The 13,967-nt window shown below is 35.9% G+C and carries 14 protein-coding genes; 7 read left to right on the top strand and 7 right to left on the bottom strand.

Annotated features, from left to right (window positions below):
• Positions 1-48: 48 nt before the first annotated feature.
• A complete protein-coding gene (locus tag H0185_RS22175) occupies positions 49-918 on the bottom strand; it encodes a LysR family transcriptional regulator (protein ID WP_221875685.1) in 870 nt (289 codons plus the stop codon).
• A 126-nt stretch (positions 919-1,044) separates the two neighbouring features.
• Between H0185_RS22175 and H0185_RS22170 the strand changes: the two genes are divergently transcribed.
• Both H0185_RS22170 and H0185_RS22165 read left to right on the top strand, forming a co-directional pair.
• The gene (locus H0185_RS22170; protein WP_221875684.1) at positions 1,045-1,584 is read left to right on the top strand and encodes a prolyl-tRNA synthetase associated domain-containing protein; all 540 of its coding nucleotides are present in this window, start codon (positions 1,045-1,047) and stop codon (positions 1,582-1,584) included.
• 127 nt (positions 1,585-1,711) lie between these two features.
• Positions 1,712-2,650, top strand: coding sequence for a DMT family transporter (locus H0185_RS22165; protein ID WP_221875683.1), 939 nt, complete (start codon positions 1,712-1,714; stop codon positions 2,648-2,650).
• 342 nt (positions 2,651-2,992) lie between these two features.
• On the opposite strand, the gene H0185_RS22160 is transcribed toward H0185_RS22165, so the two are convergent.
• The 3 genes from H0185_RS22160 to H0185_RS22150 all read right to left on the bottom strand — a co-directional run bounded on the left by H0185_RS22160 (position 2,993) and on the right by H0185_RS22150 (position 4,883).
• The gene (locus H0185_RS22160; RefSeq protein WP_221875682.1) at positions 2,993-3,187 is read right to left on the bottom strand and encodes a hypothetical protein; all 195 of its coding nucleotides are present in this window, start codon (positions 3,185-3,187) and stop codon (positions 2,993-2,995) included.
• A 124-nt stretch (positions 3,188-3,311) separates the two neighbouring features.
• Positions 3,312-3,512, bottom strand: coding sequence for a hypothetical protein (locus H0185_RS22155; RefSeq protein ID WP_221875681.1), 201 nt, complete (start codon positions 3,510-3,512; stop codon positions 3,312-3,314).
• A gap of 960 nt (positions 3,513-4,472) precedes the next feature.
• Positions 4,473-4,883, bottom strand: a complete 411-nt coding sequence (locus tag H0185_RS22150; RefSeq protein WP_119706505.1) for an Lrp/AsnC family transcriptional regulator — start codon at positions 4,881-4,883, stop codon at positions 4,473-4,475.
• A 130-nt stretch (positions 4,884-5,013) separates the two neighbouring features.
• Between H0185_RS22150 and H0185_RS22145 the strand changes: the two genes are divergently transcribed.
• The 3 genes from H0185_RS22145 (at position 5,014) to H0185_RS22135 (ending at position 8,390) form a co-directional block, all read left to right on the top strand.
• A complete protein-coding gene (locus H0185_RS22145) occupies positions 5,014-5,775 on the top strand; it encodes an MBL fold metallo-hydrolase (protein WP_221875680.1) in 762 nt (253 codons plus the stop codon).
• Positions 5,776-6,267: 492 nt separating this feature from the next.
• The gene (locus H0185_RS22140) at positions 6,268-7,698 is read left to right on the top strand and encodes an MFS transporter (RefSeq protein WP_221875679.1); all 1,431 of its coding nucleotides are present in this window, start codon (positions 6,268-6,270) and stop codon (positions 7,696-7,698) included.
• 71 nt (positions 7,699-7,769) lie between these two features.
• Positions 7,770-8,390, top strand: a complete 621-nt coding sequence (locus tag H0185_RS22135) for an NAD(P)/FAD-dependent oxidoreductase (protein WP_221875678.1) — start codon at positions 7,770-7,772, stop codon at positions 8,388-8,390.
• A 383-nt stretch (positions 8,391-8,773) separates the two neighbouring features.
• Here H0185_RS22135 and H0185_RS22130 read toward each other — a convergent pair whose 3' ends face one another.
• Together H0185_RS22130 and H0185_RS22125 are read right to left on the bottom strand one after the other, a co-directional pair.
• A complete protein-coding gene (locus tag H0185_RS22130) occupies positions 8,774-9,268 on the bottom strand; it encodes a hypothetical protein (protein ID WP_221875677.1) in 495 nt (164 codons plus the stop codon).
• Positions 9,269-10,346: 1,078 nt separating this feature from the next.
• Entirely contained in the window at positions 10,347-11,585 is a 1,239-nt protein-coding gene (locus H0185_RS22125) for a cytochrome P450 (protein WP_221875676.1), read from the bottom strand.
• A gap of 250 nt (positions 11,586-11,835) precedes the next feature.
• Between H0185_RS22125 and H0185_RS22120 the strand changes: the two genes are divergently transcribed.
• Entirely contained in the window at positions 11,836-12,387 is a 552-nt protein-coding gene (locus H0185_RS22120) for a PadR family transcriptional regulator (RefSeq protein ID WP_221875675.1), read from the top strand.
• Positions 12,388-12,444: 57 nt separating this feature from the next.
• Here H0185_RS22120 and H0185_RS22115 read toward each other — a convergent pair whose 3' ends face one another.
• Positions 12,445-13,380: an NADP-dependent oxidoreductase gene (locus tag H0185_RS22115; RefSeq protein ID WP_221875674.1), complete on the bottom strand. Its 936-nt coding sequence runs from the start codon at positions 13,378-13,380 to the stop codon at positions 12,445-12,447.
• Positions 13,381-13,547: 167 nt separating this feature from the next.
• Here H0185_RS22115 and H0185_RS22110 point away from each other — a divergent pair, with 167 nt between their 5' ends.
• Entirely contained in the window at positions 13,548-13,949 is a 402-nt protein-coding gene (locus H0185_RS22110) for a (deoxy)nucleoside triphosphate pyrophosphohydrolase (RefSeq protein ID WP_221875673.1), read from the top strand.
• Positions 13,950-13,967: the final 18 nt, after the last annotated feature.

The following is a 13,967-nucleotide window of genomic DNA, read 5'->3' as shown; positions in this document are numbered from 1 at the left end:
GAATAGTTGAAAATGCGAAAAAACATCATTTTGAACCATCATACTTATTCACTCAATGTTCCTATATGATAAATATTCTAAAAATTCCTTGGACGCAAGGGAAAGTGATTTTTGGTCCCTTGTAGCTATACCAATATTCCTAAAAGCAGGAATTTCAAGCTCTTTCGCTATAATCTTGTGAGGAATACGCTTCAAGATCAATTCTGGTAATATACTGATTCCTAGTCCGTTTTCCACCATAGACATAATGGCATAATCATCCCATGTTGTAAAATTAACTTGGGGTGAAATTTGGTGCATCTCAAAAATTTCAGAGATTTCTGCTTTTGCTCCCTTTTCCAGTAGCATAAACGGACTATTCAATAAGTCATTGATTGGAAACTTTTCACAATTAGCAAGAGGATGATTTAACGGCATCACGACCAGCAAACGGTCTTGCTCCACAAAGATAGTATCTAAATCTGGTTTTGATGGAAGTCGCACAAATCCAAAATCAACACGTCCATTTAGAATCCAACTTTCAATTTCTGTATAATCACCAAGCAGAAGTTCAAAATCAATCTTTGGGTAATCCTTCTTAAAAATTCTAATCATATTAGGGAGCCAATGGGTTGCTACGCTAGAAAATGTCCCAATACGAATCATCCCAGTCTTTATATCGTGTAAGTCTTCGATCTGAGTCATTAAGATTTCATGCTCATTACATATTCTCTTTAATTGGGGCAGTAACTTTAAGCCATCAGAGGTTAAATTAATACCGGCACGTCCTCTTTCAAAAAGGGAAACCCCCCATTCCGTTTCTAAATCGTTAATCATACGGCTGATCCCCGACTGTGTATAGTCCAAGCTTTGAGCTGCTTTTGTAAAGCTACCTAATTCTACTACTTTTACAAACGCCACATATTTTTGGATATTCATACTCGTTTCCTTTTCCATCTGTTTTTGTCATGCTTATCATGACAAAAATTCGTTTTTGTCATACATGTGAACATGATATGTTATTACTATCAAAAATTCAAGTTAGGAAAGGCTAGGGATATAAAGATGTTTTTTGTGAGTGATATTATGGAAAAGGTACCAGATAGCTATAAGTCTCCGCTACAAGAAATGGTCTACGAATCATTGACAAAGTTACAGATTTCATTTAAACGAGTGACTACAGATGAAGCCATATCAATGGAGGACTGTACCTGGATCAATCAAAAATTGGATATGAAAATGGTAAAAACGCTGTTGCTCTGCAATAGTAAAAAGACAAAGTTTTATTTATTTATAACCACCGCTGATAAGCCATTCAAATCAAAAGATTTTAGCAATGCACTTGACATTTCACGCGTATCCTTTGCTCCGGCGGAACTAATGGAAAGTATTCTTGGCGTAAAAATTGGTGCTGCTACTGTTTTTGGTGTTTTAATAGACAAGGAAAATCTTGTGCAGGTTGTTTTTGATAGGGATGTGCTTTTGGAAGAGTGGTATGGATGTAGCGATGGAACGACAACCGGATATATGAAGGTCAAAACAAAGCTGATCGTCAATAACTTCCTAACCTATGCAAAGCACATTCCGACAGAAATCGGAATCTAAATTAGGAAAAAGATGGGCGATTCATTACTTTTTTTTAATAACAGGTTAATTCTATGCGAAATATAAGCAGTTTCGAGATTATTAGGAATAGACGATGAAAACTAAAAGGTTCAAAGGAGGGAATTTTGTGGATCAAAAGCGATTATTACTAATTTATGGTTTGGTATTTTTTGTCACAGCTATTTGGGGACTTAATATGGTTTTAATTAAAGTATTGGTGGAATATTTACCTCCACAAACCATGACGGCATTTCGAATTATGATGGCTGGGATTACGGCATTGATCATAATTGTTCTTGGAAAATCATTTCGTCGTTTATCGAAAAGAGAATGGATTTATACACTACTCGGGTGTGTTTTTGGTGTCATTCTACATCACTCGCTTATAGCAATAGGCTTAACAATGATTGATGCTTCGAATGCTTCTTTAATTTTATCATTAGTACCACTTACAACAGCAATACTTGCCGTCCTCTTTTTAGGTGAACAATTAACAAAACTGCGAACCATAGGGTTTATCCTCGCATTAACTGGTGTCTTTTTTATTCAAGGTGGTTCATTCAGTAATATGCAATTATCTCAAGGAGAATTGATTTTATTTATTGCTATGTTCGTCCAAGCCATTAGTTTTATTTTTGTTAAAAAGGCAACAGCAACTCTCGATTCCAAACAGGTAACAACAATAATGTATTTATTAGGTTCAATAGGTTTGTTAATTATTAGTTTTATAACTGAACCTAAAGGATTCAACGAAATGACTTCAGCCACTTTCTTTATTTACTTTTTATTTATTGTGTCAGGGGTAGTGGCAACAGGTGTGGGGTATATCGTTTTTTATGCAGCGATCCAGCAGATAGGAGCAGGAAAAACTTCCATATTTAATAACTTTGTTCCTTTTTTTGGTCTTGTGTTCTCCGCACTTTTCTTAAATGAAACCATTACAGCTTCACAATTAATTGGATTTGTATTTATTGTAGCTGGAGTTCTATTTGGAACAGGTTATATTGAAAAACTATGGGCGAAAAAGCATAATCAGATTAATAATACACAAAAGAGTATAGGATAATATCCATTTTTTTCAGTATTAACAATTGGAGGTTCTTATCTCTTCCCTTACGATGATCAACTATCACTATAAGTAAAAGACGCAGCACTTCAAGCACATTCTTTTTAATAAGAAAACTTTTGTGGAGCAGTAATTGTTAAAGAGACGATTACTTAATATAAATGATCGTTTCTTTTCATTTTTTCACAGTATCATTGTACTGTGCAGCAAATAGATCTGTTGTTTTCTCATCTTACTACTCAACAAATGCGCCCGACTGTTATATATAGGGTTTTTCCAGCAAAACCACCGTTCATTCAACCAGAGGTTGAAGAGTAAAATGATTTATCCCCTTGCTATCTATTACTCCTTCTCTTTGCTGTCCACTAATGGTGGTTTAACTATTCCATGAAGTATGATTCCTCTTTCTTTAAAATAGCTAAAAAATTCATGTTGGTTAGCAAACTGTTGTAATTCATATATTTCCTGTTTGCTCATATCTGATGTAAACACCATTATTTCCCCATTTTTAAGTGGCAGCTTATATGTATTAGCCATATCTCAATCCCCCTTCGAACACAATTAAATTATATATAAAAGAGAATATTTAGCTGCATGTTTTTTATTAAAGCACCCGTTACTTTAAGTACATCACTTCACATATAAGTATGATTTAACGTTATTAATTGTCCTCAAATCTGTGGTTTCTGCGGAACCATCTTATAGAAATAAAAAGTTCCCCTATTACCAATCCAACACCAATAACTGTAATAGCAGTTGAAATTCCCGAACCTTCACCCATTACTTGAGAAATAGTAAATCCAATTAATAAACCTATAATAATAGCAACGTAATTCTTTGCTCTAAATTTTAGATACTGCACCTCTCCACCCCAATAATTTTTTGATAGGTCCCTGTAACAGCATTATTTTTTCTTTTTGTTTTTCCCTAATAGTGCTGTTGCAATTGCTCCAAAAAAGTTACCTAAAGCCTCAAACATTTATAAATCAGCCTCCTTCATTTACCATATATTACTATAATATCACTAAATTAATTTTAGAAATACAGACAATTTACTATGCATATCATTCCTCCTCAGCCAGTGGCAAACATCCTACACAATGGCACAAGAAGCGACTACTCTTGTTGAGTAATCGCACCCGTTAGCACAATAAAAGGTCTTATATCTTCTTATTATCACTATCAAGAACTTTCTTTAAAAGATTTTTAATCTCTTCATTCTGTTTAGTGATTTTATGTAAATCCTTTGATATTAGTGGTAAATAGTAAATTATGAAGACACCAATGGCTATAAGAAATAGTATAGAAAGAAATTGCAATTACCTCATCTCCTAAAAATTAACTATAAATAATTTTAACATTACTTCCTTAACTAAACTCCCCTTTAGACAAGAAGTGACTGCTCCTATTGATACAGATAGGTAAGGGTTTGAAGTTATCGCTCCCTTTTCCCCCTGTTCACACCGTACGTGCGACTTTCACCGCATACGGCGTTCCAACTAATCCAATTCATTCAATTCTATGTAGTAAATGAAGCAAGTTTTTTCAGAGTTATAAAAAGGACTTCTCAGTCAAGTAAAAGCTTCACTAGTAAATAAAAGACCACCATTTTGGCGATCTCATTGTTCTGTTAATTTTATTAGGACACGAAAAAAGCGAGACTACAAGGATTTATGCTCAGTTAAGAGGAGCTTTAGAAGGGAGTTTTATAGAAAATACTTTTAGATTGGATGGCAAAGGCAACGGATAACTCCGCTGCCTTTTCACTATTGCACCCCGATAGTTTAAGTGTATTAATTCACAAACATCTCATTATTGATGACTATTTATTAATAACAATCGATAATTTATAGTTTGCATGCTCGTTTAACTCTTCCAAAAACTGATTCATTAGTTCATTGGATGGAAATTTACATTCAAGAAGGTAACAACCATCTCCACTGATTTTATAGTTACTTACAAGGTATTGTTCCTGTGTTTTGATGAACGATAAATATGGCTTATGATTAGTGCTTTGCGTAATGATAGTGATAAAAGCATGTATATTAAATCCCAATTTAGCTTGGTTAATTTTAATGGTGTAACCCTCAATAACTCCACTATCCTCTAATTTCTCCACTCTGGCTGAAGTAGCTGGTCCAGTCAAATGCACTTTCTCACCCAATTCTTTCATTGTAATCCGACTGTTCTTGGATAGTTCATCTAAGATTTTAATATCCGTGTTATCTAACATTCAATTAACTCCTTTCAATAATAAAGTCAAACAGGCAAAAGACTTTATTTAATCTATGTATCGTTCAATGGTTCATAGTTTAGAATATACATTGTTCCAAGGAAATTTCAAAGAAAAGGAGTTAATTAATATGAATATACAACTAATTCGTAATGCAACAATAGTCGTTGAATACGCAGATAAAAAGTTTTTAATAGATCCATTTTTAGCAGAAAAGGGTACTTATCCACCTTTCCCTAATTCGTTAAGACAAGACCAAAACAATCCTTTAGTTGGCTTACCAACATCGATTGACAATATTATATCTGATTTAGATGCTGTTATTGTCACTCATCTGCATTTAGACCATTGGGATAATGCTGCTATAGAAGCATTGCCAAAAGATATTAAACTTTTTTCCCAAAATGAGGAAGATGCGACAGTTATTCGAAACGCTGGTTTCAAAAGTGTAGAGGTTTTACAGGAAGATACAGTCTTTGAAGGTATACAACTAATTAAAACAAAAGGCGAGCATGGCAGAGGCGAAATCTTACAGCATGCTGGTCAAGTGTGTGGTGTGGTCTTCAAACATACAAATGAAAAAACTTTATATGTAGCTGGAGACACTGTATGGTATGGTGCTGTTCAAGATGTAATCGAAACACATAAACCAGAAATTATTGTTGTAAATGGCGGAGATAATCAATTCCTAGTAGGCGGATCTCTTGTTATGGATAAAGATGACATTTATCAAGTTTATAATGCTGCTCCTAACGCAAAAATTATTTCTGTTCATATGGAAGCAGTTAATCATTGGACATTATCAAGAGAAGAATTAAAAGGATTTATTAATGAAAAAGGAATCTCCTCTAATGTTTTAGTACCAGATGATGGAGAATCCTACTCATTTTAAGAGTAAAAAAGACCAGATTTCTTAATTAATCTTCTGCAAGTTTAATATGTTCTTTTATTTATAACCTCTTAATATCAATTAAATTGCTCTGATTAGTAGATCAGAGCTTTTTTATTTGTAGTTCAAAATAAAAAAACGTTTTTTATAAACTCGTTGACATACTTTAGGGGGGTATAGCAATGTGTTGTAGTGAGGTGATAATATGATTCATGATTGTTCCCTTCCTGAAGGAAGTAAGAGTCACATGTAAAAGTTCATTAGGAATTGGCAAAGTTGATGTTGAATACGATTTTTCCAAAGTGGGATAGGAAAAAAATATGTGTAATACACTTAATGTTTTGAGGATAAATATACCCTCCTCGATGTATTAACAGAGAAGTTATTTTATAAACAACCAAAATCTAAAATCAAGACAAAAGTTATTTTTTTAAACAAAATTTATACCATACATGGGTATGCTATACTTCAGTATGGATTGGAGGAGATTGTTTTATGTCGACGGGTTCACAGACACTTTCACAAGCAGATCCTAAGCGTTGGAAAGCCCTTGCTTTGTTAGGTTTTGCAAATTTCATGGTTATGATGGATAGTGCCATTATTCAAGTTGCTCTTCCATCTATCAAAGAAACTCTAGATTATTCACAAGAAAATTTACAATGGGTAATGACTGCTTTTCTTATATTCTTTGGTGGTCTTCTGTTATTAGGAGGAAGGTTGAGCGATTTATTTGGGCATCGTCGCATTTTTATGTGGGGATTTTCAATCTTAACCTTGGCTTCACTTCTTGCAGGATTGGCTTGGGATGATAAAGTGCTTAACATTGCACGGGCAGTTCAAGGTGCTGGTTCTGCATTGATTGCACCTGCGGCTCTTTCTATTGTCATGATTCTGTTCGCTGCGAATCCGAAAGAACTAAGTAAAGCTCTTGCTTTATGGGGACTTTCAGGGGCAGCTGGTGGTTCAATCGGTATCGTCCTTGGTGGTGTCCTTACAGAATTTTTAAGCTGGAGATGGGCATTGTTAATTTATGTTCCTATTGGTATTATTATTTTACTTTTGTCACCAAGTCTATTACAAAAAGGAAAGCGTATGAGTGGACGCATTGACTATTCTGGAGCCATCTCCGTTACAACTGCTTTAGTTTTATTGGTTTATGGTGTAGCAAACGCAGAGCACAGCGGTTGGGGCTCATCATCAACAGTATGGTCATTGTCCGTTGGAGCTTTGTTGTTTATCATTTTTATTATTATTCAGGTTATGAAAAAGGAACCACTTGTTCCACTTCGTATATTTAAAACTCGAAACTTATCTATCGGTAATGTTTCGCTCGTCTTGTTATCAATCGCATGGGTTCCGATGATTTATTTCCTTGTATTGTATTTACAACAGGTATTGAAGTTTGCTCCTTTCTCTGCAGCAATGGCTTTATTACCTGCACCAATACTCATGGCAGTATTCGTTGTTGCCGTAGCTGGAAAGGCAATGGAGAAATTCGGTTTGAAGATTACAATGGTTATCGGGTTCCTAATTCTCGGTAGTTCAGGACTATTGTTCTCCCTAAACACATCAGTTAATGGAAACTATTGGACTAGTGTACTATTGGCTTTATTATTAGCAGCTTTAGGCAATGCCCTTGCTTATCTGCCAGCTACCACAGCTGCAGTATCTAATGCTAAACCAGAAGAGTCAGGTCTTGCATCTGGGTTATATAACACTACTTATCAGATTGGCTCAGCATTGGGACTAGCCATCATGGTTGCAATTGCTGGGGCAACAACTGCCTCTAGTAACGCAGGAGACCCAATTGTCGCTTTAAATGAAGGTTTTCAACAAGCATTTCTATGGTCTGGTATAGCTGCGTTTATAGGTGTTGTATTATCACTTTTATTTGTCCGTTCACAAAAACAAGAATCAACCCATTAGCCTTACGTTGATGTAATTAGCTTTGTGTATCTGAGAGTCATGTTGTAATTAAAAAACAGGGAGAAATTATTATGGGGAATGAAGTTAACAAGATTAAGATTGCCGTAAATGGAGGAATAGGATTTGGGGCAAAACTTAACTCGAAACAACTTATGACTATTTCTAAATATATGGGTGAAGATGAGGAACTAGAATTAACGACATTTCAGCAACTGTATATAGAAATACCTGAAGTAAAGCAAAGCGAGATTATTGAAGAATTCAAAAGTGTGGGGTTGGAATGTTATCCAGTTGGAAACTTTGTAAAGAGTTTAAGAACCTGCAATTTTTGTAAAGGTGAAGAAGAGGAAGGAATGCCAGTGGCGAAAGAATTAAATCGCCGTATCGCTGGTAAACCCGTCCCCTTCACCCTTAAGGTTGCATATACAGGGTGTCCTGTTGGTTGCGGAGAACCAATGTTAAGCGACATAGGTATTATGAAAATAAAAGACCACTACAACATTTTTGTTGGGGGCAAAGCTAAAGGGAAAGATGCAGTTGTAGGCTCTTTATTGATGGAGAATCTATCACCAAATGAGTTGTACTATGCAGTAGAAAAGATAATTGATTTATATACACAAACGGGTAAAAAACGTGAGACATTTTATAAATTTTTGACACGGATAGGTAGCGACCAATTAAAAAGCCAATGAAAATTCCAATATTTTTGTTTGTTCTTTTTTATTATTAAACTGGCTTGACGTTTCTAACGTCAGGCTTTTTTTGTGAAATAACAGAACCTCTTATTGAGCTAAACTGAACCGTCAGTTTCAGTACATTTTTTCACAAGTTATATGTATTATGTGTTCTAAATGCAAAAACCCGTCAATTGAATGGACAGGTTTTTGCATTTTTACTATGTCATTTCTTTTGTTCATATCATTGTCATTGGGGCTCTATTTTTGAGTATGCATCTCAAAACGGATCTCTATTTTCCCTTACCGAGCCGAGCCGCTTTTTACTATCCTGATTGGTCGCTAGCTTGTTGAACAAACCTTATTGAAAAAGGTAAATGAGCCATAGAAACGATTATTGGTTAGATGAACTCCCCTTCATTCGTATTTTTATTCATTGTTTTAAAAGTAAGTTCATAAAACCAAGGAAAGAAGAATTTAAAAATAATGAAATATACTGGTATTCCATACCATGTATTCCAACTGTTATTTTTCATATATCCAAACTGGACTAAACCGAATTCTAAAATAAAACACAATAAAGTAAAAACAAGTGCAAACATCCATGCCTTCTTACGATTATAGAAATTTACAAAGATCGTGGCAATGCTTGCAGGAACAAAGCCAATTAAAAAGGCATCACTTAACTCAATTGATATTTTTTTTGCTAGGTCAAATAGGTTAAATGTGGACATTGACATAGTATCAAAAGTCCAAGTCAAGCCAGCGGAAAAAACAAAAGTAATAAATATGCCGACCCATGTTAAATTTTTTTTAGGCATGAGTAATACAAATAAGATCGATATCGCCACTAACGCCCAGACATACCATTCACCTTCATACTTCATAAATTCCATTCAATCACCTTATTTAATTTTATTTTAAAGAAAGATAACTTGTAAGTGGTCCTTTAATTTATCTTTCAAAAATTTGATGGAAAATATACCAACTTCTTTAACAAGCCTGCCGTCAGCATTGAGTACCTATTTTCACATATATATCCAATTATACTGTGTATATTAACAAGATTGTTTGGCATTTTAGATATCGAAATATGGGTACATTTAACTATGTTTTTCTACACAAATGGCTTTAAACCAACAAAAACGGGTGTGAATTTCAAATACAAAAAAATTTCATTTTAAAGTTTGTGATAGGAAACAGAACCCGTAAACTTCAGCGTGAGCTTTTTTGTGTCTATTTATAGATAAAGGGGTAAACATCCTACTACCTATAAATTCAATACCATTTACGTATCTTTAAAATCACAAACGGGTGATGGTTTCGCTACTATTTCTCGCACCAATTATTTAACTTTAATAACAATCTTCCCTTACGCATGATAGTAACCTGACATCTGAAGAAGCTGCCTCGATTCCATTAGCAGGGTTAACTGCTTGGCAGTGTCTTGTGGATCATACGAAGGTCAAGCAATGAGAAGCAAATAGAGACAAAGCTCCGATTTAGCAACTATAAGAAAGAACAAGTACTCAGCCGAAGAAGCAATCCGTGTTCTAGTAAAATGCTCCAATCACCCCTAATTTCCTCTCACCTGCAATCGCTGCATGCAAAGCTGTTATTCGACTGGATAAAACTTAATTTCGAATACGACAACCCGTTCCATTTGTCCCAATTTTTAATAATGTTTTCACGGCCCCGGGTTGGCCAAAAGCGCTGCATATCCTATCGGCGTAAGTCCAACATCATTTACTCGGTAAGCTAGATTAGTATTTCCTGTTAGTAACTTGTTTAAAGAAGCTTAATCATTTATTTGAGCTGCTAAAAATACTTCTTTAATTCCTTCATTTTCATTCATTCGCCCTTTCTCCTTCTTCCTGGAACAATCATTTAATACAAACAGAAATTAAAAGATCCTCCTAAACACCAGACAAAAAAAGAACACCAGTATAATCTGATGTTCCCTTCCTTTATATTTTACTCATATACTTTCATTGGCAATGAGGTTAGCGACTGCCCCGTGGCAGAAGCAGTTAAATTTTGTTCTAATTCATATCCTTTAATCGGTTCAATGCGAGAAAACCTTTTAATAAACGTTTCCAGAGCAATGTTCATTTCTAATCGAGCAAGAGGAGCGCCCAAACAGAAATGCGGACCACTTCCAAACGTTAAATGCTTTTTATTATTTTTCCGATGAATATCTATTGTGTAAGGATTTTCAAACATATCTCCATCAAGATTACATGCACTCATCCAAGCAATCACAACATCGCCCTTTTTCAATGGGATACCTAGCAAATCATTGTCTTGTTTTACCGTCCGGTCCCGTCTAGAAGAATGGAAGCGATAACGGAGCATTTCTTCTACTGCGTTCGGCAACAATTCAAGGTTATTTCTAAGTTCACCATAGACAGACGAATCATCATAGAGCAATCCATAAAAGGAATTTGCAAGCGCGTGGCTTGTTGTTTCAACACCCGCCCCTAGAAGTAACATCGTAACCTGTACAATTTCTTCATCGGTAAATCGTTCTCCATTTACTTCAGCGCGGATTAAATCGGAAATGATATCATCGGAAAGGTTGGTCCTTTTTTGAACCACAATTGGGTAAAGATATTCGAAATACTCTCTCGCCGCTTTTTCTTTTTCCATCTCAATCTCTGCTAATCTGCTTTCATCATAAGGTTGGAAAAGAATATCCACCCATTTTTTAAACTGATAGCGATCTTGAAGTGGCACACCAAATAAATCGGCAATGACAAAGCATGGTAACGGTCCAGCTAATGCTTCCACAATATTAATAGGTTCATCTACTTGAATTTCATCTACCAAATTGGATGCAATCTGTTGAATCCGTGGTTCCCAAGTCTTTAAACTACGCGGCGTAAAAGCGGCCGACAGCAATGAGCGACTTTTACGATGACGCGGCGGATCCAAATTAGTCAAGTTCATTGGAGATTCTTCATTGTCCGCGCTTTTTTTGTGATTATCTCCAACAAAAATCGCTGTTCTCGTACCTTCACTCGAAAAGTACTCATAATTGCTCAACACTTGTTTCACATGTTCGTATTTAAACACATTCCATGTATCTGTTGCTTCATGATAATACACCGGATGATTCTCTAACATATGTTTGTACCATTCAATTGGGAAAAATTCTTCCGCACGTGACTGGAAGTTGGTGATTTCATTAATTGGGATGATTTCTTTCGTCATAAAATATTTTGCCTCCTCCACAATTTAAATCTACAGCATTTGCTTACTCTTTCACTTTACTCTAATCAGAGTAGTTTTTACAGAGTAATTGGTAATGGGTAAACACCCCTATCTTCAAGTGAAAGAAAAGTTTTATAGGTATTTATTCACCCGTATTCAACGGCTGTTTTTTATAAGGGAAGGAAGACACAGAAAGATTATGGTAAAATTTAAACATTTAAAGGATTGATGTTAGGAAGGAGAGCTTCACGTGTCTTTATCATTATTTATACTTGGGAATTTAGCAGAAGAAACGAGCCATCCATATAAATTAAAGAAAGCCTTACTCGATGCGCTACCCGTTCAAAATATGAGTGAGGGAAAATTTTACTATAATTTTGAAGCCCTTCAGAAAAAAGGACTGATTGAACCAGTCGAAACGGTTCATAAAGAAAATCGCCCCAACAAAACATTGTACAAAATCACTGAAGATGGGCGAGACTTTCTTGAAGAAGAAATCTACAGAAGTTTTAAAAAGGGGTCTAAAGTTGAAGATTTGTATATCTCGATTTATTTGGTTAAATATATCAACCCAGAAAAAGCTGCCATTTTCCTCGAAGATGCAATCAAACAAGAAAAACAGAAGTGGGCCCATTACCGAGAAGTAAGACAAAACGAAGAAATGCAAAAACAATTCGCAATCCTTGATGAAAAACAGCAAAGAGCCGTCGAATTTATTCGTGACCACGCCTTTAAACAGGCAGATGAAAATATCCGTTGGATGGAAAATCTATTAACGTTTTTGAAAGAAATCGGTAAATAGGGACAAGTACACCGTCTACTGAAAAGATCAACAAGGCCAGGTACCTGTCCCGTCGTCCTATTTAACTTTTATGACAATCTTCCCTTTGGCATGATGGGTTTCGCTTAATTCATGTGCTTTTTGTAACGCTTCTGCTGAAAAATCAAATACATGACCTACTTGTGGCTTAAGGATTCCTTTCTCAAGTAATTCGCCTAGTTCACTTAGTTGTTTGCCATTTGGCGTTAACCAATAGGAGCTAGCTGTTACTTGATGCTTTTCTGCTAATGCTGGTTCGGGTTGTCCGGCAATCGTTACGAGTCTGCCACCAGGCTTTAATACTTGGAAACTTTTATTTAAAATCTCACCGCCCATTGTATCAATGACCACATCATAATCACTTACTTCTTCTTCAAATTGTTGGGTGCGGTAATTAATGAATGCATCTGCACCTAGCTCTTTTACATAAGCTTCATTTTTTTCACTCGCTGTTGTCGCTACATAGGCACCCAAATGTTTCGCCATTTGAATGGCTAAACTTCCTACACCACCCGCTCCTGCATGGATAAGTACTTTATCTCCTTGCTTGGCCTTTGTAGTATCCACGAGACACTGCCAAGCGGTTAACCCTGCTAATGGAATCGAGGCAGCTTCTTCAAATGTCAGGTTACTAGGCTTTTTCGCGAGCAAGTCCTCATCCACAGTCGTAAATTCCGCATAAGTCCCTTTATTGGTCGTATCCGGTCGCGCAAAAATTTCATCCCCGACCTGAAAACTTTTCACTTCACTGCCAACTTCAACAATCTTCCCCGCAACATCCCAACCAAGGATAATCGGGAATGGCCAATCTAGCATCTGCTTCAAATAACCTGCACGAAGTTTCCAATCAATCGGATTAATGCTAGTTGCATAAACCTCCACAAGGACTTGATTTGCTTGAACCTCTGGTTTCGGTAGCTCCTGCTCCACTAGTACATCTTTACTTCCATACTCATTAATAACAACTGCACGCATGCATAGCACTCCCTTTTGCGATATATTTCCAGGTTCTAGTATTCGTTTCTACTTAAGAAGTCATTCCTTCTATCAAAGCTTTATAAAATTGCAAAAGCATATCAGATTTTAATCTTTCTAAACATGATGATAAGATAGAAAATAATAAAAACCCGCTGGAGGCCTATATGAAAAAACAAATAAAAGTTGTCGCAGCCATCATTGAAAATGATCAGGACGAGATATTGTGCGCGCTAAGGTCACCAGAGATGTCGATGGGGAATCTATGGGAATTTCCTGGTGGAAAAGTAGAGAAGAATGAGGATCCATACTCTGCCTTGGTGAGAGAAATTTCGGAGGAACTTGGATGTACCATCGAAACCTCCTATGAAATATTCAACGACAATACCCATGAATATGATGCTATTACCGTGAATTTACTCTCAATCAAAGCGAAAATTGTTCTGGGAACCCCAACAGCCAGAGAGCATTCAAAGCTCATCTGGTTGAAAAGAGAAAACTTATCGTCTTTAAGGTGGGCTCCTGCGGACATTCCTGCGATGAAACAGTTGATGGAAGTAAAAGATTAATGCCGAGAAAAAATGGCA

The organism is Mesobacillus maritimus, assembly GCF_019749255.1.
GTDB classification, from domain to species: domain Bacteria; phylum Bacillota; class Bacilli; order Bacillales; family Cytobacillaceae; genus Mesobacillus_B; species Mesobacillus_B maritimus_A.
Note: the sequence above shows the minus strand (reverse complement) of the source record. Positions and strands in the feature narration are given on the sequence as shown.

What these genes read in the sequence shown, in the direction of transcription:
- H0185_RS22175 (WP_221875685.1), bottom strand. Translation starts at nt 918, where the DNA reads ATGAATATCCAAAAATATGTGGCGTTTGTAAAAGTAGTAGAATTAGGT.
- H0185_RS22170 (WP_221875684.1), top strand. Translation starts at nt 1,045, where the DNA reads ATGTTTTTTGTGAGTGATATTATGGAAAAGGTACCAGATAGCTATAAG.
- H0185_RS22160 (WP_221875682.1), bottom strand. Translation starts at nt 3,187, where the DNA reads ATGGCTAATACATATAAGCTGCCACTTAAAAATGGGGAAATAATGGTG.
- H0185_RS22150 (WP_119706505.1), bottom strand. Translation starts at nt 4,883, where the DNA reads ATGTTAGATAACACGGATATTAAAATCTTAGATGAACTATCCAAGAAC.
- H0185_RS22145 (WP_221875680.1), top strand. Translation starts at nt 5,014, where the DNA reads ATGAATATACAACTAATTCGTAATGCAACAATAGTCGTTGAATACGCA.
- H0185_RS22140 (WP_221875679.1), top strand. Translation starts at nt 6,268, where the DNA reads ATGTCGACGGGTTCACAGACACTTTCACAAGCAGATCCTAAGCGTTGG.
- H0185_RS22135 (WP_221875678.1), top strand. Translation starts at nt 7,770, where the DNA reads ATGGGGAATGAAGTTAACAAGATTAAGATTGCCGTAAATGGAGGAATA.
- H0185_RS22130 (WP_221875677.1), bottom strand. Translation starts at nt 9,268, where the DNA reads ATGGAATTTATGAAGTATGAAGGTGAATGGTATGTCTGGGCGTTAGTG.
- H0185_RS22125 (WP_221875676.1), bottom strand. Translation starts at nt 11,585, where the DNA reads ATGACGAAAGAAATCATCCCAATTAATGAAATCACCAACTTCCAGTCA.
- H0185_RS22115 (WP_221875674.1), bottom strand. Translation starts at nt 13,380, where the DNA reads ATGCGTGCAGTTGTTATTAATGAGTATGGAAGTAAAGATGTACTAGTG.
- H0185_RS22110 (WP_221875673.1), top strand. Translation starts at nt 13,548, where the DNA reads ATGAAAAAACAAATAAAAGTTGTCGCAGCCATCATTGAAAATGATCAG.